Annotated in this window: 13 protein-coding genes; 9 read left to right on the top strand and 4 right to left on the bottom strand. The window is 65.9% G+C overall.

Annotated elements, in window-relative coordinates:
- The first annotated feature begins 16 nt into the window (after positions 1-16).
- The 4 genes from H9L16_RS12645 (at position 17) to H9L16_RS12660 (ending at position 3,150) form a co-directional block, all read left to right on the top strand.
- Positions 17-820 carry an FKBP-type peptidyl-prolyl cis-trans isomerase gene (locus H9L16_RS12645; protein ID WP_187552029.1) on the top strand — a complete coding sequence of 268 codons (804 nt, stop codon included), beginning with the start codon at positions 17-19 and terminating at the stop codon, positions 818-820.
- A gap of 64 nt (positions 821-884) precedes the next feature.
- Positions 885-2,234 (top strand): UDP-glucose dehydrogenase family protein, encoded by a 1,350-nt coding sequence (locus tag H9L16_RS12650; protein ID WP_187552030.1) that lies wholly within the window; start codon positions 885-887, stop codon positions 2,232-2,234.
- A gap of 10 nt (positions 2,235-2,244) precedes the next feature.
- Positions 2,245-2,478 carry a SlyX family protein gene (locus tag H9L16_RS12655; protein ID WP_187552031.1) on the top strand — a complete coding sequence of 78 codons (234 nt, stop codon included), beginning with the start codon at positions 2,245-2,247 and terminating at the stop codon, positions 2,476-2,478.
- Between the two features lie 15 nt (positions 2,479-2,493).
- The gene (locus H9L16_RS12660) at positions 2,494-3,150 is read left to right on the top strand and encodes a DUF2058 domain-containing protein (RefSeq protein WP_187552032.1); all 657 of its coding nucleotides are present in this window, start codon (positions 2,494-2,496) and stop codon (positions 3,148-3,150) included.
- Here the strand turns inward: H9L16_RS12660 and H9L16_RS12665 are convergent, their stop codons facing one another.
- Genes H9L16_RS12665 through H9L16_RS12680 form a run of 4 tightly spaced genes read right to left on the bottom strand, consistent with a single transcriptional unit; the run spans position 3,151 to position 8,997 of the window.
- On the bottom strand, positions 3,151-4,293 hold the full coding sequence (locus H9L16_RS12665) for a prephenate dehydrogenase (RefSeq protein ID WP_187552033.1): 1,143 nt from the start codon (positions 4,291-4,293) through the stop codon (positions 3,151-3,153).
- On the bottom strand, positions 4,290-6,974 hold the full coding sequence (metH, locus tag H9L16_RS12670; protein WP_187552034.1) for a methionine synthase: 2,685 nt from the start codon (positions 6,972-6,974) through the stop codon (positions 4,290-4,292). The genes H9L16_RS12665 and metH overlap by 4 nt, the downstream gene beginning before the upstream one ends.
- Positions 6,971-8,071, bottom strand: a complete 1,101-nt coding sequence (locus H9L16_RS12675) for a homocysteine S-methyltransferase family protein (protein ID WP_229796457.1) — start codon at positions 8,069-8,071, stop codon at positions 6,971-6,973. The genes metH and H9L16_RS12675 overlap by 4 nt, the downstream gene beginning before the upstream one ends.
- Positions 8,068-8,997 carry an ArsR/SmtB family transcription factor gene (locus tag H9L16_RS12680; RefSeq protein ID WP_187552035.1) on the bottom strand — a complete coding sequence of 310 codons (930 nt, stop codon included), beginning with the start codon at positions 8,995-8,997 and terminating at the stop codon, positions 8,068-8,070. Before H9L16_RS12680 ends, H9L16_RS12675 begins: the two co-directional genes overlap by 4 nt.
- Before the next feature lie 149 nt (positions 8,998-9,146).
- On the opposite strand from H9L16_RS12680, the gene H9L16_RS12685 reads away from it, so the two are divergent.
- From H9L16_RS12685 to H9L16_RS12705, 5 genes are all read left to right on the top strand, one after another.
- Positions 9,147-10,307, top strand: coding sequence for an acyl-CoA dehydrogenase family protein (locus H9L16_RS12685; RefSeq protein ID WP_187552036.1), 1,161 nt, complete (start codon positions 9,147-9,149; stop codon positions 10,305-10,307).
- A 76-nt stretch (positions 10,308-10,383) separates the two neighbouring features.
- A complete protein-coding gene (locus H9L16_RS12690) occupies positions 10,384-15,333 on the top strand; it encodes an NAD-glutamate dehydrogenase (RefSeq protein ID WP_187552037.1) in 4,950 nt (1,649 codons plus the stop codon).
- A 57-nt stretch (positions 15,334-15,390) separates the two neighbouring features.
- Entirely contained in the window at positions 15,391-16,158 is a 768-nt protein-coding gene (locus H9L16_RS12695; RefSeq protein WP_187552038.1) for an NAD kinase, read from the top strand.
- 15 nt (positions 16,159-16,173) lie between these two features.
- Positions 16,174-18,798 (top strand): bifunctional diguanylate cyclase/phosphodiesterase, encoded by a 2,625-nt coding sequence (locus H9L16_RS12700; protein WP_187552039.1) that lies wholly within the window; start codon positions 16,174-16,176, stop codon positions 18,796-18,798.
- A gap of 70 nt (positions 18,799-18,868) precedes the next feature.
- Positions 18,869-19,780 (top strand): 5'-nucleotidase, encoded by a 912-nt coding sequence (locus tag H9L16_RS12705; RefSeq protein ID WP_187552040.1) that lies wholly within the window; start codon positions 18,869-18,871, stop codon positions 19,778-19,780.
- Position 19,781 lies beyond the last annotated feature (1 nt).

Genomic DNA, 19,781 nt, shown 5'->3' on the forward strand with positions numbered 1-19,781 from the left:
CGGCCCAATCCATCGCATGTCCCGGAGTCCGTTCCTGATGAAGCCCTACGCCCGCATCACCCTGCTTGCCCTTGCCACCACCCTCGCGCTGGCCGCGTGCGACAAGTCCGCGCCGAAGCCGGCCGATGGCGCCCCCGACAAGACGGCGGAAGCCGGCAAGGATGCCGCCGCCAAGACCGGTTATCCGGGACTGCCGACCGAGAAGGAACAGGCCAGCTACATGATCGGCATGTCGATGGGCAAGCAGTTGATCGAGATCAAGGAAGAGGTCAATGTCGATACCCTGGTCAAAGGCCTGCGCGCCGCGATCGCCGAAGAGAAGCTGCTGCTGACCGAGGAGCAGGCCAAGGAGATCGGCGAAGCGTTCGGTCAGCGCATGCAGGCCAAGCAGATCGCCAAGTCGCTGGCGGAAGCCAAGGCCAACATGGAAAAGGGCCAGAAGGCGCTGGCCGAGAACGGCAAGAAGCCCGGCGTGGTCACCACCGCATCGGGCCTGCAGTACCAGATCATGACCGAAGGCAAGGGCGCGAAGCCGGGTGCCGCCGACGGCGTCAAGGTGCACTACAAGGGCACCCTGCTGGACGGCAAGACCTTCGACAGTTCCTACGATCGTGGCGAGCCGGCGGTGATGCCGCTGCAGGGCGTGATTCCGGGCTGGGCCGAGGGCCTGCAGCTGATGCCCGTCGGTTCCAAGTTCAAGTTCTGGATCCCGGCACAGCTGGCCTATGGCGAGCAGGCGCCACCGACGATCGGTCCGAACCAGCCGCTGGTGTTCGAAGTCGAGCTGATCGAAATCGTCAAGAGCCAGCCGGCCAAGTAAGTCATCCCGCACCGGATGCGCATCTGCGGGTGCGCATCTGGTGCTTCAAAACGGAAAATAATGCATGCGCGTCTGCATCTTCGGCACCGGCTATGTCGGCCTGGTGAGTGGTACCTGTCTGGCCGAGGTGGGCCATGACGTGGTCTGTGTCGATGTCGACGCGGCCAAGATAGATGGCCTGGAACACGGGATCATCCCGATCTACGAGCCGGGCCTGACCCCGATGGTCAAGGCCAACCATGCGGCCGGCCGGCTGCGCTTCACCACCGATGCCGCCGCAGGTGTAGCCCACGGCGAGGTGATCTTCATCGCCGTCGGCACGCCGCCGGACGAGGACGGCAGCGCCGACCTGCAGTACGTGCTGGCGGTAGCCAGGACGATCGGCCAGCACCTGCGCAAGCCGGTGGTCGTGGTGGACAAATCCACCGTGCCGGTGGGCACCGCCGACAAGGTGCGTACGACGATCGCGGCCGAACTCGCGGCACGCGGCGAAAGCATCGCCTTCGATGTCGTGTCCAACCCCGAATTCCTGAAAGAGGGCGCTGCGGTCGAGGACTGCATGCGCCCGGACCGCATCGTGATCGGTGCCGACAGCCCGGCGGCCGTGGCCACGCTCAAGCGTCTCTATGCACCGTTCAACCGCAACCACGACCGCATCGTGGCGATGGACGTGCGTTCCGCCGAGCTGACCAAGTACGCCGCCAACGCGATGCTGGCGACCAAGATCAGCTTCATGAACGAGATCGCCAACATCGCCGAACAGGTGGGTGCCGATATCGAACACGTCCGCAAGGGCATCGGTTCGGATCCGCGGATCGGCTGGCACTTCATCTATCCCGGTGCCGGCTATGGCGGTTCCTGTTTCCCCAAGGACGTACAGGCGCTCGCCCGCATCGCCGATCAGCACGGCGTGGAGCCGCGGCTGCTTGGCGCGGTGGAAGCCGTCAACGAAGCGCAGAAGGGCCATCTGTTCGAGTTGATGGTGCGCCACTACGGCGGTATCGATGCACTGCGCGGCAAGACCGTCGCGCTGTGGGGGCTGGCGTTCAAGCCGAACACCGACGACATGCGCGAAGCTTCCAGCCGCCGCCTGTTGCAGCAGTTGTGGGATGCCGGTGCGCGCGTGCGCGCCTACGATCCGGAAGCGATCGAGGAAACCCGTCGCATCTTCGGTGAACGCGATGATTTGACCTTGTGCGCATCGGCCAGCGACGCATTGGAGGGCACCGACGCACTGGTCGTGGTCACCGAATGGAAGCAGTTCCGCAGCCCGGATTTCGCGATGCTGGCGTCCACGCTGGCCGATCGCGCCGTGTTCGATGGCCGCAACCTGTACGAGCCGATTGAAGTCGAAGCTGCTGGCCTCGCGTACTACGGCATCGCCCGAGGGCGCTCGCTGCGCTCGCCCGCGTGATCTCCTTGCGATGAATGCAGACGCGAGCGAGCAGCGCTTCATCGATCTGGAAATGCGGCTCGCCTTCCAGGAGCGGGCCCTGCAGGACCTCAGCGATGCGCTGGCCGCCGCCCGCGATGAGGAATCGCGCAATGCGTTGCTGCTGCATCGTGCACTGGAGGAACTGCGTCACCTGCGCAGCGCGATGGCCGCCAGCCCGGTGGCCGGCGATGCCGCCAGCGAACCGCCACCGCCGCATTACTGAGCCGACGACCGCACCATGACCATTTCGCTACGCGACCAGTTGCTGGGGCTGGGTTACAAGCCAGCGCCAAAGCCCGAGCGCAAGCCGGAGCACAAACCCGCGCCCGGCAAGCCGCCGTTGGCCGAGCAGCGCCGCGGCGGCAAGCCCGCGCATGCGGAGAACCGGCCGCGCAATCAGGCACCGCACAAACCCGTGCCGCGTGCGAACGACGCACAGAAGCGTTCGCAGCAGAAGCCGCGCACGCGCGAAGACATCGACCTCGCCAAGGCCTACGCGATCCGCGCGCAACGCGAGAAGGACGAGCGCATCGAGGCCGAGCGCCTGAAGCAGGAAGAGGCGCGCAAGCGCCGCGAAGCGAAGGCGGCGCTGGCCGAACTGATCGCCGGCAAGGGCCTGAACGCCGCCGATGCCGAGCACGTCCGCCACTTCGAATACGGCGGCAAGATCAAGCGCATCCACGTCACCGCCGACCAGCTCAAAGCGCTCAATGCAGGCGAGCTGGGCGTGCTGCAGCAGGACGGGCGATACCTGCTGGTCAGCGCGGAACTGCTGGCGCAAGCCGAGGCGATCTTCGCGCCGGCAGTCGCCTTGAAGGTCGACCCGAACGCCACCGCCGAAGCGGATCCGTATGCCGATCCGCAGTACCAGGTGCCCGACGACCTGGTCTGGTAATCAGCCTGCGTCGTCGCGCGCATCGACCACGCGGCCGAGGCCGTCCGATTCGACTGCCTCGCGCAACGTCGCCAACGCCACCGGCAAGGTCTCCAGTCCGATGCGGAAATGCAGCTCGCCATCCGGCGTGCGCGAGGAATGGATCGACGCCAGGTTGATGCCCAGGCGTTCGAACACCGCCAGCAATGCGCGCAGCGAACCCGGCCGATCCTGCGGCAGGTACACACTGAGGTAGCGCGCACCCTGCAGGTCGGCCTGCAGGTAGCCCATGCGCTCGAAGCCGTGGCTGCGCGCAGCCAACGCGTCGTTGCCGAACCACGCAGCAGGCTGTTGCAGGAACCGTTCGCGCACCACCGTGCGCGCTCCGTCGCCACCCTCCGCGACCTGAGCGCGGAGCAGGGCGACGGCATCGGCCAGGCGTTCCAGCATCGGCAATACATGCGGGTTGCCGAACTGGATGTCTTCGTAGATCGCCGGGTTGCCCGAGAGAATGCGGCCAGTCACGGTCAGGTCGAGGTCGTGGCCGATGGTGCGCAAGGCATGCAGCGCCGGCAGCCCGCCGGCAGCGGGCGCGAGCTCGCGCAGCACCGCGGCCTGCGCCATGTGCGATGCATGCACCAGCCCTTGCACCAGTGCCATCGCCCGATCGTGCGCGAGTGGGTCGATGTCGACGCAGTCCGCCTGCAATTTCGCCAGCAAGTGCGCAAGCCATGGCGCCCAGCGATCAAGTCGTGCCCGGCACACCGCCATCGTGCGTCCCGCCAAGGTGTCGATCTTGGGCGGCGCGGTCATCGGGTGCAGGCCGGCGACCTCGGCGCGCGAGTGCAGCATCGCCGCGACCGGTTGCTGCTTGATCGAGGTGAGGTCCAGCCAGAGCTTGCCGGCCTCGTCGCCGGCGGCGGCCGCGACGTACTCATCGATGATCGCCACCGTGTGCCGGATCGGCGCGCTGAAGACCAGCACGTCGGCCTGCAGGACGAGTTCGCGAATCGACAGCGCGCTGTCGCCGGCGGGATCGTGGCCGATGACCTGCACCCCCATCTGCTCGCGGAAGAACCGCGCCATCCAGCGCCCGAACGCGCCCTGGCTGCCGACGATGCCGACCACCGGCGGCACGCCGGATGGGCCCGGGAACGCCGTCATTCCGGGTCGTAATCCAGGTTCGCCGCCAGCCAGCGCTCGGCCTGCTGCAGGCTGACGCCCTTGCGCCGCGCGTAGTCCTCGGCCTGTTCCTTCGAGACCCGGCCAACCACGAAATACTGGCTGCGCGGATGACTGAAGTAATAGCCGGACACCGCCGCGGTCGGCAGCATCGCGAAGCTTTCGGTCAGCTGCATGCCGGCATTTTCTTCGGCCTCCAGCAGCTGGAACAGCGTGGCTTTCTCGCTGTGCTCCGGGCAGGCCGGATAGCCGGGGGCGGGGCGGATGCCGCGATACGTTTCGTTGATCAGCGCATCGTTGTCGAGCGCCTCGTCCGCGGCGTAGCCCCAGGCATCGGTGCGCACGCGCTGGTGCAGGCGTTCGGCCAGGGCTTCCGCCAAACGATCGGCCAGCGCCTTCAGCAGGATCGCGTTGTAGTCGTCATGGTCGGCCTCGAAACGGGCGACATGCGCATCGATGCCGATGCCGGCAGTGACCGCGAACGCACCGATCCAGTCGCGCTTGCCGCTGTCCTTGGGCGCGATGAAATCGGCCAGGCAGAAATCCGGGCGCTCGACCGGCTTGTCGACCTGCTGGCGCAGGAAGTGCAGGGTGGTGGAAGCACCACCGCTATCGACGATCACATCGTCGCCGATGCTGTTCGCCGGCCACAGGCCGAACACCGCCTTCGCGGTGAGCCATCGTTCGCGGATGATCGTGTCCAGCATCGTGCGCGCATCGCGGAACAATTCGCTGGCCTGCGCACCCACCACCGGATCGGTGAGGATCGCCGGATATTTGCCGGCGAGTTCCCAGGCCTGGAAGAACGGCGTCCAGTCGATCACCTCCACGAGGTCGTCCAGCGGGTAGTCGCTGAAGACGTGCAGGCCGGGCATGTTCGGCGCGGGTGGGTCATAGTCTGCCCAACCGCCGTCGAAGCGTTGCCCGCGCGCCTTCTCCAGCGGCACCAGCCGCTTGGCATCGCCGCGATTGCGATGGCGCTGGCGGATGTCGGCGTAGTCGGCGTCGTTGGCGGCCATGAACGGGCCACGCAGGTCAGGAGACACCAGCGACTGCGCCACGCCGACCGCGCGCGAGGCGTCCTTCACCCACACCGTCGGCGACTTGTAGTGCGGGTCGATCTTCAACGCGGTATGCGCGCGCGAGGTGGTCGCGCCACCGATCATCAGCGGCACGGTGAAGCCCTGGCGCTGCATCTCGCGAGCCACGTGGCTCATCTCCTCGAGCGACGGCGTGATCAGCCCGGACAGGCCGATGATGTCGGCGTTCTCGGCGCGCGCGCGATCCAGGATCGCCTGCGCCGGCACCATCACGCCCATGTCGATCACTTCGAAGTTGTTGCAGGCCAGCACCACGCCGACGATGTTCTTGCCGATGTCGTGCACGTCGCCCTTGACCGTGGCCATCACGATCTTGCCGTTGTTCTTGCCGACGTCACCGGTGCGCAGCTTCTCGGCTTCGATGTAGGGCAGCAGGTGGGCGACCGCCTTCTTCATCACTCGCGCGGACTTAACGACCTGCGGCAGGAACATCTTGCCGGCGCCGAACAGGTCGCCGACCACGTTCATGCCGTCCATCAGCGGGCCTTCGATCACGTCCAGCGGGCGCGTCGACAGCATGCGCGCCTCTTCGGTGTCGGTCTCGATCCAGGCGTCGATGCCGTGCACCAGCGAATGGCTCAGGCGCTCGCGCACCGGGTTGTCGCGCCAGCGCAGGTCCTCGACCTTCTTTTCGCCTTTCTTGCCCTTGAAGCGGTCGGCGATCTCCAGCAGTCGCTCGGTGCCGTCGCTGCGGCGATTGAGCACCACGTCTTCCACGCGCTCGCGCAGGTCCGCATCGAGGTCGTCGTACAGGGGCAGGGCACCGGCGTTGACGATGCCCATGTCCATGCCGGCGCGGATCGCGTGGTACAGGAACACCACGTGGATCGCCTGCCGCACCAGTTCATTGCCGCGGAAGCTGAAGCTGACGTTGGAGACGCCGCCGGAGATGTGGCTCTGCGGGAAGCGTCGCTTGAGTTCGCGCGCGGCCTCGATGAAATCGACCGCGTAGTTGTCGTGTTCCTCGATGCCGGTGGCGATCGCGAACACATTGGGGTCGAAGATGATGTCCTCGGGCGGAAAGCCGATCTTCTCGGTCAGCAGCGTGTAGGCACGCGAGCAGATCTCGACCTTGCGCGCGATGCTGTCGGCCTGGCCGACTTCGTCGAACGCCATCACCACCACCGCCGCACCGTAGCGGCGGACGAGGCGCGCCTGGCGCAGGAATTCGGCCTCGCCTTCCTTCATCGAGATCGAGTTGACGATGCCCTTGCCCTGCAGGCACTTCAGCCCGGCCTCGATCACGCTCCACTTCGAGGAATCGACCATCACCGGGATGCGCGCGATGTCGGGCTCGGCAGCGATCAGGTTGAGGTACTCGACCATCGCCTTCTCGGAGTCGAGCATGCCCTCGTCCATGTTGACGTCGAGCACCTGCGCGCCGTTCTCCACCTGCTGCCGCGCGACCACCACCGCCTCGTCCAGCCGGCCTTCCAGGATCAGCTTCTTGAACTGCGCGCTGCCGGTGACGTTGGTGCGCTCGCCGACGTTGATGAAGTTCGATTCCGGGGTGATCTGCAGTGGCTCCAGGCCGCTCAGCCGGGTATTCCGTGCGAGCGTCATGCGGCGTCCGCCAGTCGCGGGATCGCGCGCGGCGGCAGGCCGGCCACGGCAGCTGCAATCGCGGCGATGTGATCCGGCGACGAGCCGCAGCAGCCACCGACCAGGTTGAGCATGCCGGCCTCGGCGAATTCGCGCAGCACGCCGGCCATGTCCTCAGGCGTTTCGTCGTAGCCGCCGAAGGCATTCGGCAAGCCGGCATTCGGGTGGCAACTGATATTGGTGTCGGCGACCTGGGCGAGCACGTCGATGTGCTGGCGCAGGTCCTTCGCCCCGAGCGCGCAGTTCAGGCCGATCGCCAGTGGGCGCGCATGCCGCAACGAATACCAGAAGGCCTCGGCGGTCTGGCCCGACAGGGTGCGTCCGGAGGCATCGGTGATCGTTCCGGAGATCATCACCGGCAGGCGCGCGCCGAGCGCCTCGAACACGTCGTCGATGGCGAACAGGGCGGCCTTGGCATTGAGGGTGTCGAAGATGGTTTCGACCATCAGCACGTCGGCACCGCCTTCGATGAGGCCACGCGCGGCCTCGCGATAGGCCTCGGCGAGTTCGTCGAATGAGGTCGCGCGGAAGCCGGGGCGGTTGACGTCGGGCGACAGCGAGGCGGTGCGGCTGGTCGGCCCGAGCACGCCGATCACGAAGCGTGGCTTGGCCGGGTTGGTCGCCTCGACGGCATCGCATTCCGTGCGTGCAAGGCGTGCGCCATCGCGATTGAGTTCGCGCACCAGGTGCTGCAGGCGGTAGTCGGCCAGCGAAATGCTGGTCGAGTTGAAGGTGTTGGTCTCGACCAGGTCGGCACCGGCGTCCAGGTACTGGCGATGGATATCCCCGATGATCTCGGGCCGGGTCAGGGTCAGCAGGTCGTTGTTGCCGCGCTGGTCGTGGGATTCGCAGCCGCAGCCGGCGCCGTGGGCGTGGCCCTCGGCGGAGAACAGACTGTCGTAGCCGTCCGCGAAGCGTTGGCCACGGTAGTCGGCTTCCTGCAACTCGTGGCGCTGGATCATCGTGCCCATCGCGCCATCGATGATCAGGATGCGCTCGCGCAGCGCGGCTTCGAGTTTCGCGACGCGCTCGGGGTGCAGCCAGGGCAGCGCGCTCACGGCTTTTCCCCGATCAGCGAAATCACCTCGAAATGCGGTGGCCGGCGTTCGCGGGTGACGGTTTCGCAACTGGCGATGCGGAGTCCGGCTTTCTCGGCGAACTTGCGCAGTTCCTTTTCGCTGAAGCCCAGGTTCTGGTGGCCATAGGCTTCGACCACGTTGCGGTGTTCGTGGCGGGCCAGGCTGGACAGCAACATGCGCCCCCCCTTGCGCAGCACGCGTGCGCTCTCGGCGACGGCCTGTGCTGGCTTGGCGGCGTAGGTCAGCGCATGCATCAGCACCACCAGATCGAAGCTGGCGTCCTTGAATGGCAACGCGTGCATGTCGCCCTCGCGCACTTCCACGTTCGCGTAGCGGCGCAGACGCTCGGTCGCGGCGGCGACCACGCGCTGGCTGGTGTCCACGCAGACGTAGCGATGCGCGTGCGGAGCCAGCAGCTCGGCCAGCACGCCGTCGCCGGAGGCGATGTCGAGCACGTCGCCCGGCGTGAGCAGCGGCAGCGCAGTGCGCGCCAGCGCCTCCCAGGTGCGGCCGGGCGAATAATGGCGTTCCATGTCGCCGGCCACGCTGTCGGCCCAGTTCTGGTCGGCCGCGCGCATCGCCAGCACCGCCGGCACGCGTTCGGCGTCCTGGCGCAGCAGGGGATCGTCGCTGCCGGCGCTGATCGACTGCCACAACGCGCGTTGCGCGGGATCGAGCGCGGCATGGTCGAAACGGTAGTAGGCGGACACGCCGGCGCGGCGGTCGCGGACGATCCCGGCCTCCTTGAGCTTGGCCAAGTGGGTGGACACGCGCGGCTGCGCCAGCTGGGTGATCGCCGAGAGTTCGGCCACGGTGAGTTCCTCGCCCTCGAGCAGGGCGAGCAGGCGTACGCGGGTGGCATCCGCGAACACTTTCAGACGTGACGACCAGCCTTCCAGATCCATTTATATCTTTCCATCGCGATTCGGAGATAAGTGTCGTGCGCCGCGGCGCGCGGGTCAAGCGATGTCCAGCGGTGGCCACTCGAAGGGTGGGGTTTTGCGATGTCCCGGCGGTACAATTGGTATCGATTGCAACAAATGCGGAGCGCGCCGTGGAGTTTGGTTTCAGCGAAGAACAACTGATGTTGCAGGACGTGGCCCGGCGCATCGCGCGGGAGAAGATCGCGCCCAGCGCCGAACACCACGACCGCACCGGCGAATTCCCGCTCGAGAACATCCGCACCCTGGGCGAAAACGGCTTGATGGGCATCGAGGTGCCGACCGAATACGGCGGCGCCGGAATGGATCCGATCAGCTACGTGCTGGCGATGATGGAGATCGCCGAGGCCGACTGCGCGCACTCGACGATCGTGTCGGTGAACAATTCGCTGTTCTGCAACGGCGTGCTGAAGTTCGGCACCGAGGCGCAGAAGCAGTTGTACGTGCGCGCCATCGCCGAAGGCCGCGAGATCGGCGCGTTCGCGCTGACCGAGCCGCAGTCCGGTTCCGACGCCACCGCGATGCGCTGCAAGGCGGTCAAGCAGGACGGCGGCAGCTACGTGATCAACGGCAAGAAGAGCTGGATCACCTCCGGCCCGGTCGCCAAATACATCATCCTGTTCGCGATCACCGATCCGACCAAGGGTGCCAAGGGCATCACTGCGTTCATGGTCGATACCGCCAAGCCCGGTTTCCACCGCGGCAAGACCGAACCCAAGCTCGGCATCCGCGCGTCCGCCACCTGCGAGATCGAGTTCACCGACTACGTGGCCAGCGCCGACGAGGTCATCGGCCAGGATGGCGAGGGCTTCAAGATCGCGATGGGCGTGCTGGATGCTGGCCGCATCGGCATCGCCTCGCAGGCGGTCGGCCTGTCCAAGGCCGCCTACAAGGCCGCCGTGGCCTACGTGAAAGAGCGCAAGAGTTTTGGCCAGCCGATCGGCTCGTTCCAGATGATCCAGGCCAAGATCGCCGACATGAAATGCCGGCTGGATGCTGCCGAATTGCTGACCTTGCGCGCCGCATGGGCCAAGGCCCTTGCCGACAAGACCGGTGGCCGTTTCAGCACCGAAGCCGCGGTGGCCAAGCTCACCGCCTCGGAGGCCGCGATGTTCATCACCCATCAGGCGCTGCAGATACATGGCGGCATGGGTTACTCGAAGGAAATGCCGCTCGAGCGCTATTTTCGCGATGCCAAGATCACCGAAATCTACGAGGGCACCAGCGAGATCCAGCGCCTGGTGATCGCCCGTCACGAAACCGGCCTGCGCTGACGCCCGGCCTTCCACACCGACATCGATCTTCTGGCCGCGCCTTGCGCGGCCTTCTGCCTTTGGAGCGATTGCGACCATGAGCAAGACACCGTCCAGCACCACCCGCGCGAGCAACGCCAACCACCTCGACCCGATCCTGGCCGCGCTGGTCGGGCGCATGCCCAAGGCGACCCTGGCGGAGGCGCGTGCCTTCGCCACCGCCTTCTACCAGCGGATGGATGCCGAGGAATTCGCCCAGCACGGCGCCGATGGATGGGCCGAACTGGCCGCCGACATGCTGGAATTCGTGCGCGCGCGCAAGCGCGGCAAGGCCAGCATCAAGTTGTTCAACCCGAGCCTGAAGGCCGAGGGCTGGGAGTCGTCGCATACGGTGGTGCAGGTGGCCAACGACGACATGCCGTTCCTGGTCGATTCGGTGACCATGGCCTTGGCCGAGATGGGCATCGGCGTGCACGTGCTGGGCCACCCGGTGATGCGCATCAAGCGCGATAAGTCCGGCAAGCTGCTGGCCATCGGCGAGGGCGAGCGCGAATCGCTGATGCACCTGGAGATCGACCGCCAGTCGCAGGCGGCGATGGCCACGATCAAGGCGCGCCTGGCGCAGGCGCTGGAAGACGTGCGCGCGATCGTCGCCGACTGGGAACCGATGCAGGACAAGATGCGCGCGGTCGCCGAGGAACTCGGCACCCGCCGCATGCCGCTGCCGGACGAAGGCAAGCGCGAGGCACAGGAGTTCCTGCGCTGGGCCGCCAACGACCATTTCACCTTCCTCGGCTACCGCGAATACAAGGTCGTCAAGCAGGGCAAGGACGAAGTGCTGGTCGCCGATGAAGACAGCGGCATGGGCCTGCTGCGCGGCAAGGACAGCGGCAAGCCGCGCCTGCTGAAGTCGCTGGCCGCGCACGGCATGCCGCAGAGCGGTGCCGTGGATGCGCTGATCCTGACCAAGACCAATGCGCGCGCCACCGTGCATCGCCCGGGTTACATGGACTACATCGGCGTGCTCGGCTTCGACGCCAAGGGCAAGCCGGTCAGCGAGCAGCGCTTCCTCGGCCTGTACACGTCGAGCGCGTACAACCGTCGCCCGTGGGACATCCCGGTGGTGCGCCAGCGCCACGAGTACGTGATGCAGCAATCCGGGCTGGATCCGAACAGCCACAGCGGCAAGGCGCTGCGCCACATCCTGGAAACCCTGCCGCGCGAGGAACTGTTCCAGTCCAGCGAGGAAGAACTGTTCCGCACCGGCATGGGCATCCTCGGCCTGCAGGAGCGCGTGCGCAGCAAGCTGTTCCTGCGCCGCGACCGCTATGGCCGCTATTTCTCCGCGCTCGCCTACATCCCGCGCGACCGCATGAGCACCCAGGTGCGCCACAAGATCGAGGCGATGCTCAAGCGCGCGCTCGATGGCGAGCAGGTCGACACCAACGTCAAGATCGGCGAGTCGCCGCTGGCGCAGCTGCACATCATCGTGCGGCCGAAGGGCAGCGACCACGTCGATGTCGACCTGCCGGCGCTGGAAAAGAAGCTTGCCTCGATCGTGCGCGACTGGCGCGATGAACTGCGCGAGCAATTGGTGACCCGCCACGGCGAGGAAGCCGGCCTGAAGTTGGCCGACTGCTATGGCCGTGCCTTGCCGGCCGGCTACATCGAGGAAGTCAGCCCCGCGATCGCCGCGACCGACGTCGAGCACCTGGCCGCGCTGACCGGCCCGGACGACCTGCGCCTGTCGCTGTACCGCTCGCGTCGCAAGGATGGCGGGCTGCGCTTCAAGCTGTATCGCCAGCTGGACGACATTCCGCTGTCGGATGCGCTGCCGATGATGGAGAACATGGGCCTGCGGGTGATCTCCGAGCATCCGTACAAGGTCGATGCCGCCGATGGCCTGGCCTACATCCAGGATTTCGAGGTCGAATCGCTGCAGGGCGAACTCGACATCGATGCGATCGACGAGGATTTCGAGGACGCCTTCGCCCGCGTGTGGCGCGGCGAGGCCGAGAACGACGGCTTCAACCGCCTGATCCTCACCGCCGGGCTGTCGTGGCGCCAGGTCGCGATGCTGCGCAGCTACTGCAAGTACCTGCTGCAGGTCGGCGTGCCGTTCTCGCAGAGCTACATGGAAGCCACGCTGGCGCGTTACCCGCTGCTGGCGCGCCTGCTGGTGGAACTGTTCGAGGCACGCTTCGATCCGCGCACCGGCAGCGAAAGCGATGCCGAGATCAAGCGTGGCATGAGCCGCTTCGGCGCGCAGTTGAAGTCGCTATCGGCCGATGACGAAGCCGCGATGAACGCGCTGAAGTCGGTGGTCGAAGCCCGTGCCAAGGGCCGCAATGCGCAGGTCGATGCAACGCGAAACGCGCTGCTCGGGCTGATGGATCGCGTGTCCAGCCTCGACGAGGACCGCATCCTGCGCAGCTTCATCGGGGTCATCGAGGCGACCCTGCGTACCAGTTACTACATCGACTACAAGGACGGCCTCCGCAAGGATGGCGGCCCGTCCGACTACGTCAGCTACAAGCTGGATTCGTCCAAGGTGCCGGACCTGCCGAAGCCGCGTCCGTATCGCGAGATCTGGGTCTGCGGCCCGCGCGTGGAGGGCATCCACTTGCGCTTCGGACCGGTCGCGCGTGGTGGCCTGCGCTGGTCCGACCGCCGCGAGGATTTCCGTACCGAGGTGCTGGGCCTGGTCAAGGCACAGATGGTGAAGAACACGGTGATCGTGCCGGTCGGCAGCAAGGGCGGCTTCTACTGCAAGCAGTCGCCGGATCCCTCTGTCAATCGCGATGCGTGGTTCGCGGAAGGCGTGGCTTGCTACAAGCGCTTCATCAACGGCCTGCTGGACGTCACCGACAACCTCGCGGCGGATGGCAAGGTACTGCCGCCGGCTGGTGTGGTCCGTCACGACGGCGACGATCCGTATCTGGTGGTCGCTGCCGACAAGGGCACCGCGACCTTCTCCGACACCGCCAACGGTATCGCCCAGGCGCATGGCTTCTGGCTGGACGATGCGTTCGCGTCCGGCGGCTCGGTCGGTTACGACCACAAGGGCATGGGCATCACCGCGCGTGGTGCCTGGGAATCGGTCAAGCGCCATTTCCGTGCGCTCGGACGCGACTGCCAGAAGCAGGATTTCACCTGTGTCGGCATCGGCGACATGTCCGGCGACGTGTTCGGAAACGGCATGCTGCTGAGCAAGCACATCCAACTGGTCGCCGCGTTCGACCACCGCCACATCTTCATCGACCCGGCTCCGGATGCCGCCGCGACCTTCAAGGAACGCGCGCGCCTGTTCAAGCTGCCGCGCTCGAGCTGGGAGGACTACGACAAGGCGCTGATCGGCAAGGGCGGTGGCGTGTTCCCGCGTTCCGCCAAGTCGATTCCGCTGTCGGTCGAAGCAAAGGCGGCGCTGGGCATCGAGTCCGACGCGACCGCGATGAGCCCGAACGAACTGATGAACGCGATCCTGCGTGCGCCAGTCGACCTGCTGTGGAACGGCGGCATCGGCACCTACGTGAAGTCGAGCCGGGAGAACAATGCGGACGTCGGCGATCGCGCCAACAACGGCTTGCGCGTGGACGGCGAACAGCTGCGCTGCAAGATGGTGGGCGAGGGCGGCAACCTCGGCCTGACCCAGCTTGGCCGCATCGAGGCCGCGTTGCATGGCGTGCTGCTCAACACCGACTTCATCGACAACTCCGCCGGCGTGGACACTTCCGATCACGAGGTGAACATCAAGATCCTGCTCAACGCGGAAGTGCAGAAGAAGAAGCTCAAACTGGCCGACCGCAACACCTTGCTGGCCTCGATGACCGACGAAGTCGCGCAGCTGGTGCTCAACGACAACTACCGGCAGAACCAGGCGATCAGCCTGATGGAGCGGATGAGCGTGTCGCGGCTGGGCTCCAAGCAGCACTTCATCCGCACGCTGGAATCGCAGGGCCTGCTGGATCGTCAGATCGAATTCCTGCCCAGCGATACCGAACTTGCCGAGCGCCGGACGCGTGGCCAGGGCCTGACCCGGCCGGAGCTGTCGGTGCTGCTGTCGTATTCCAAGCTGGTCGCATTCCAGCAGTTGCTGGATTCCGACGTGCCGGAAGACGCCTACCTGTCCAAGGAACTGGAGCGCTACTTCCCGCAACCGCTGCAGGCCAAGTACGCCAAGACCATGCAGCAGCATCGCCTGAAGCGCGAAATCATCGCCACCGCGGTGACCAATTCCACGATCAACCGGATGGGCGCGACCTTCCTGCTGCGCATGCAGGAAGACAGTGGCCGCTCGCCGGGCGAAGTGGCGAAAGCGTTCACCATCACCCGTGAAACCCTGGACGCACGCGAGCTGTGGGCGCAGATCGACGCGCTCGACGGCAAGGTCGCGGAATCGGTGCAGATCGATGCGTTGCAGGTGATCTGGGAAATCCAGCGCAGCTTCACCCGCTGGCTGCTGTCGCGTCCGGGCGCGATCCCCGACATCACCAGCGCGGTGGCGCGCTACCACGACGGCTTCCGCGACATCCGCGCGGGCGAGGGCATCCTGCCGGCCTCGCAGCGGCCCGCCTACGAGGCCAGCCGCAAGGCCTGGCGCGACGGTGGCGTGCCGACCGTTCTTGCGGATCAATTGGCTGCGCTGCCTTACCTGGAGGCCAGCCCGAACATCATCGAGCTGGCGCGCGAGCGCAAGCTGCGCGCGGTCGAAGTGGCGAAGGTGTATTTCCGCCTGGGCGACGCATTGCGCGAGCCGTGGTTGCAGGAGCAGATCGACGCATTGAAGGTCGACGGCCGCTGGCACGCGGTGGCGCGCGGGGTGTTGCGCGATGAACTGTCCACGCAGATGCGCACGCTCACCGACCAGGCCTTGGCGATGCCGGGCAAGGACGCCGAGGCCAAGGTCGCCGCATGGATGTCGCGCGACGACCAGACCCTGCGCTTCACCCTGGCCATGCTCAACGAACTGGCCGCGCAGAAATCGCTGGACTATCCGACCGCATCGGTCGCGGTGCAGCGCCTGGCGCAATTGGCCAGTCGCGGTTGAGTCGGCATTCCCTCTCCCGCCTGCGGGGGAGGGAATGATCCGGGTTAAGCTCGGCCCATGAGCACGCTACGCCTTACCCTGCTTGCCAGCCCCGCCGATGAGGCGCAGGCCGCGCTGGCAACCCTCACCGCGTTGCACCCGCAACATGCCCCGCAGGATGCGGATGTCATCGTCGCCCTCGGCGGCGATGGCTTCATGCTGCAAACGCTGCATCGGCATGGCGCGCTCGGCAAGCCGGTGTACGGGATGAAGCTGGGCACGGTCGGCTTCCTGATGAACCAGCATCGGCCTGAAGACCTGCACGAGCGCATCGCCGCGGCCGAACCCGCGGTCCTGCATCCGCTGGAAATGCTGGCGCAGACCGAATCCGGCACCACGGTGGGATCGCTGGCGTACAACGAAGTCTCGCTGCTGCGACAGACCCGGCAGGCCGCGCATGTGTCGATCGAACTCAATGGCGACGTGCGCCTCGACGAACTCATTTGCGACGGGGTGATGCTGGCCACACCGGCCGGCAGCACCGCCTACAACTTCTCCGCCAACGGGCCGATCCTGCCGCTCGGCGCAAACGTGATGGCGCTGACGCCGATCGCGCCGTTCCGCCCGCGGCGTTGGCGTGGTGCCGTTCTGAAGTCCGGTACCGAAGTGCGTTTCCGCGTGCTCGATCCGCACAAGCGGCCGGTCAGCGCCACCGCCGACTCGCACGAAGTCCGCGACGTCATCGAGGTGCTGGTACGCGAACAGCGCGAGCGCAGTGTGACCCTGCTGTTCGATCCCGAGCACAACCTCGAGGAACGCATCATGATCGAGCAGTTCACGGTTTGAGCCGCGGGAGTCCGCATGTCATTCGAGCAGACACAGCATCAGCAGGAAACGCGCAACGCCAGCGAGCGTCGGTGGTTACCTTGGGTGGCCGCGCTGACCGCGTTCGTGCTGGGAATGGCGCTGACCATCTGGCAGGCATTGGCAGACCATCGTTTCGCCCAGATCGAGCAGCGCCGCGAGTTCGTGGAAGCGGCCAGCGGCATCGTGGACGCCATCGAGTTGCAGCTGTCCGACTGCGAACGACTGATTCGCACCTTCCAGTCGGTATTCCTGGCCTCCCAGGAGGTGACGCCAGATGAATTCCGCTTGATATTCGACAACCTTCGGGACGACCGGGCCCGAGTCAACCTGCAAGCCCTCGCATTCGCGAAGCGCGTGGTCGGGGACGGTCGCGAGCGTTTCATCACCAGCATTTTCCTGCCGATCCGCGGCAATGAATCGATCCGCGGACTGGACGTCAACGAACAGCCCAGCAACCTGCTCTCTCTGCTCGAATCGCGCGACACCGATGAAGTCAGCATGTCGGCACCTTTCCCCTTGCGGCAAACGATGGGCAAGACGTCGGCGGTCGATGGGTTCATCCTGCGCCTGCCCGTCTTTGGCAAAGGCTCAGTCCCCACCACCGTGGAGGAGCGCCAGCGCGCATTCGTCGGTTCGCTGGGCGCGTCTTTCCGTCTCCCGAACCTCATCACCAGCGTCGTGCCATCGAACGGCATGATCGCCCAGGTCGTGGTGGACGACATGACCGACGGGTCGCCCCGGCGGTTGCACCAGCATGGGCTCGGGACGGCCGATGCCGCCGCCCACCACCATCGACAGCAGATCCGCTTCGGAGGACGCACATGGCGGGTCACGGTTCACGGATTGCGTAGCGCAGAGGTCAGCCCTTGGTCAGGCAGCATCCTCTGGCTGGGCACCTTGGTCAGTGCATTGCTGGCGGCACTCAGCTGGTCCCTGTTCAGTACGCGAGAGCGTGCGATTTCCCTTGCGGGCTCGATGAGCCAGCGCTTCAGGGCGAGCGAGGAGCGCTTCAGAAGGCTGACGGAACTGTTGCCCTCACTGGTGGTGGTCGCCCGGCGCCACGATGGCAAGCTGCTGTATCTCAATGCGGCCGCACGGGATCGCCTCGGCGAGGTGGCGGGCGCGCGCATGCTGGGCGATCTATTCGATGAGGAGGCGTTCGCGGCGCTGTCCTCGGCGTCCGAAGGCGCGTCCCTGAGTGCCGACCTGCAGATGATCCCTGCGCTCTCGGAACCTTTCTGGGCGAATGTCTGCGTGTCGAGCATCGAAATAGACAATGTTCCGACGTGGCTGATCGTCGCCAGCGATATCTCGCAACAGCGGCAGATGACCGAGCGTCTCAGTTACCAGGCCAGCCATGACTCCCTGACCAAGCAGCTCAACAGACGGGAATTCGAGGCGCGCGTCAGCAAGGCACTTGCCTCGCCAGGCGCCCAGGATTGCGCGCTGCTGTTCATCGATCTGGATCAGTTCAAGGTGATCAATGACACGTCCGGACATCGCGCAGGCGACGAGTTGCTTGTGCAACTGGCCTCAATGATGCGGGAAAAATTGCGTCCCACCGACACCTTGGGCCGCCTGGGCGGGGACGAGTTCGGGGTGCTGCTGGCGGGCGTGCGCAGCGCAGAAGGAGCAATCCAGGCCGCAGAGCGGTTGCGGCGCAGCCTGGAAAGCTACATTTTCAATTGGGAGCAGCGGACCTACACGATCAGCGCAAGCATCGGTGCGGTCATGCTGAGCAAAGCCGGCACCCTGAAGGAACTGTTCGCGCACGCCGATGCTGCGTGCTATCTGGCCAAGGAAGCCGGTCGCAATCGCATCCATTTCCACTCCGACGACGACACCGCAATCACGTCCCGCCTCACCGAAATGGAATGGGCGAGTCGCCTGCGCGATGCGCTGCGCGAGCAGAGGCTGCTCCTGGATTACCAGGAATTGCATCCGATCCAGCCCGGGGTCCAGGAACAGATGCATGTTGAAGTGCTGGTTCGCCTGCGTGCCGAGGACGGCCGCGAGGTGATGCCTGGCGCCTTCCTGCCGGCGGCGGAGCGCTACGGGTTGATGCCCGCCATCGATCGCTGGGTCGTCGAAACCGCCATCAGCAACATCGATCGGCTGCATCCGAGTGGCGATGGACTCGGCACCTGCGCGATCAACCTCTCAAGCTCCAGCCTGGAGGATGACAGCCTGTTTCAACTGGTTGCCGATCTTGTCAAATCGGAGGGCGTTGATCCGGGCAGGCTGCTTTTCGAGATCACCGAAACCGTGGCGATGCGCGATTTCACCGCTTCCAGTGCACTCATCTCCAAACTCCGGGCATTGGGGTGTCGGGTCGCGCTGGATGATTTCGGCGCGGGAATGTCCTCGTTCGGTTACTTGAAGAATCTCGAGCTGGACGTGGTGAAGATCGACGGGAGTTTCGTGCAGGAACTGGCCACCGACCGCATGTCGCAGTCGATTGTTCGCGCCGTGACCGAGATCGGGCACCAGCAAGGCCTGAAAGTGGTCGCGGAGTGGGTGTCCTCGACAGAGATGCTGGACTTGCTTCGTCAGGTGGGGGTCGACTATGCGCAGGGTTTCGCACTGCACAAGCCTGAACGGGTTGTGTTTCAGCGTTGAGCGCCGTGTGAGCTGACTGAGCCTCCGTTTGATCACCGCACCTGCGACGCGGATCGCCGACAATCCCCACATGCCTGAACCCGTCGCCATCCTGACCGTCGCCATCACTGCGCGGGCGTTGTTCCACATGGAGGACAGCCACGGTCTGTTCGAGGCCGAGGGGGTCAAGGCCTACGCCGAGTTCCAGCGGGAGCGCGAGGACGACGTGCTGGAGCCGGGCATCGCATTCCCGCTGGTACGCAAGCTGCTGGCCTTGAACCACGGTGCTCCCGTTGACGCGCCGAGGGTCGAAGTGATCCTGCTGTCGCGCAATTCGTCCGATACCGGCCTGCGCGTTTTCAACTCGATCCAGCATTACGGCCTGGACATCCGCCGCGCCACGTTCACTTCGGGCGCGCCGGTGTGGCCGTACATCGTGCCGTTCGGCGCGCAGCTGTTCCTCTCGGCGAATCCGGAATCCGTGCGCAGCGCGCTGGAAGCAGGGGTGGCGGCGGCCACGATTCTGCCGGCGCTGGCGCCCGAATCGCCGCACGACCAGTTGCGGATCGCCTTCGATGGCGATGCGGTGATCTTCGGCGACGAGAGCGAACGCGTCTCCCGCGAACACGGCGTCGAGGCCTTCGGCCGGCACGAGCGCGAACGTGCGCGCGAGCCGCTGACCGGCGGGCCATTCCGCGGTTTTCTGTCCGCGTTGCACGACCTGCAAGCCGCGTTCCCGGTCGGTGACGATGCGCCGATCCGCACCGCGTTGGTCACCGCGCGTTCTGCGCCGGCGCACGAACGCGTCATCCGCACCCTGCGCGACTGGGAGGTGCGGCTGGATGAGGCGCTGTTTCTCGGCGGTCGCGGCAAGGGGCCGTTCCTGCGCGCATTCGGTGCCGACATCTTCTTCGACGACTCGCCGCACAACATCGATTCGGCGCGGCTGCATGTCGCCGCCGGCCACGTACCGCATGGCGTGGCCAACGAGCCCGCCCCGTAGC

This window comes from Thermomonas carbonis (genome assembly GCF_014396975.1).
In the GTDB taxonomy this organism is placed as follows: domain Bacteria; phylum Pseudomonadota; class Gammaproteobacteria; order Xanthomonadales; family Xanthomonadaceae; genus Thermomonas; species Thermomonas carbonis.

Coding starts and splice junctions, on each gene's coding strand:
- H9L16_RS12690 (WP_187552037.1), top strand. CDS start 10,384: ATGAGCAAGACACCGTCCAGCACCACCCGCGCGAGCAACGCCAACCAC.
- H9L16_RS12650 (WP_187552030.1), top strand. CDS start 885: ATGCGCGTCTGCATCTTCGGCACCGGCTATGTCGGCCTGGTGAGTGGT.
- H9L16_RS12655 (WP_187552031.1), top strand. CDS start 2,245: ATGAATGCAGACGCGAGCGAGCAGCGCTTCATCGATCTGGAAATGCGG.
- H9L16_RS12695 (WP_187552038.1), top strand. CDS start 15,391: ATGAGCACGCTACGCCTTACCCTGCTTGCCAGCCCCGCCGATGAGGCG.
- H9L16_RS12705 (WP_187552040.1), top strand. CDS start 18,869: ATGCCTGAACCCGTCGCCATCCTGACCGTCGCCATCACTGCGCGGGCG.
- H9L16_RS12680 (WP_187552035.1), bottom strand. CDS start 8,997: ATGGATCTGGAAGGCTGGTCGTCACGTCTGAAAGTGTTCGCGGATGCC.
- metH (WP_187552034.1), bottom strand. CDS start 6,974: ATGACGCTCGCACGGAATACCCGGCTGAGCGGCCTGGAGCCACTGCAG.
- H9L16_RS12665 (WP_187552033.1), bottom strand. CDS start 4,293: ATGACGGCGTTCCCGGGCCCATCCGGCGTGCCGCCGGTGGTCGGCATC.
- H9L16_RS12660 (WP_187552032.1), top strand. CDS start 2,494: ATGACCATTTCGCTACGCGACCAGTTGCTGGGGCTGGGTTACAAGCCA.
- H9L16_RS12645 (WP_187552029.1), top strand. CDS start 17: ATGTCCCGGAGTCCGTTCCTGATGAAGCCCTACGCCCGCATCACCCTG.
- H9L16_RS12700 (WP_187552039.1), top strand. CDS start 16,174: ATGTCATTCGAGCAGACACAGCATCAGCAGGAAACGCGCAACGCCAGC.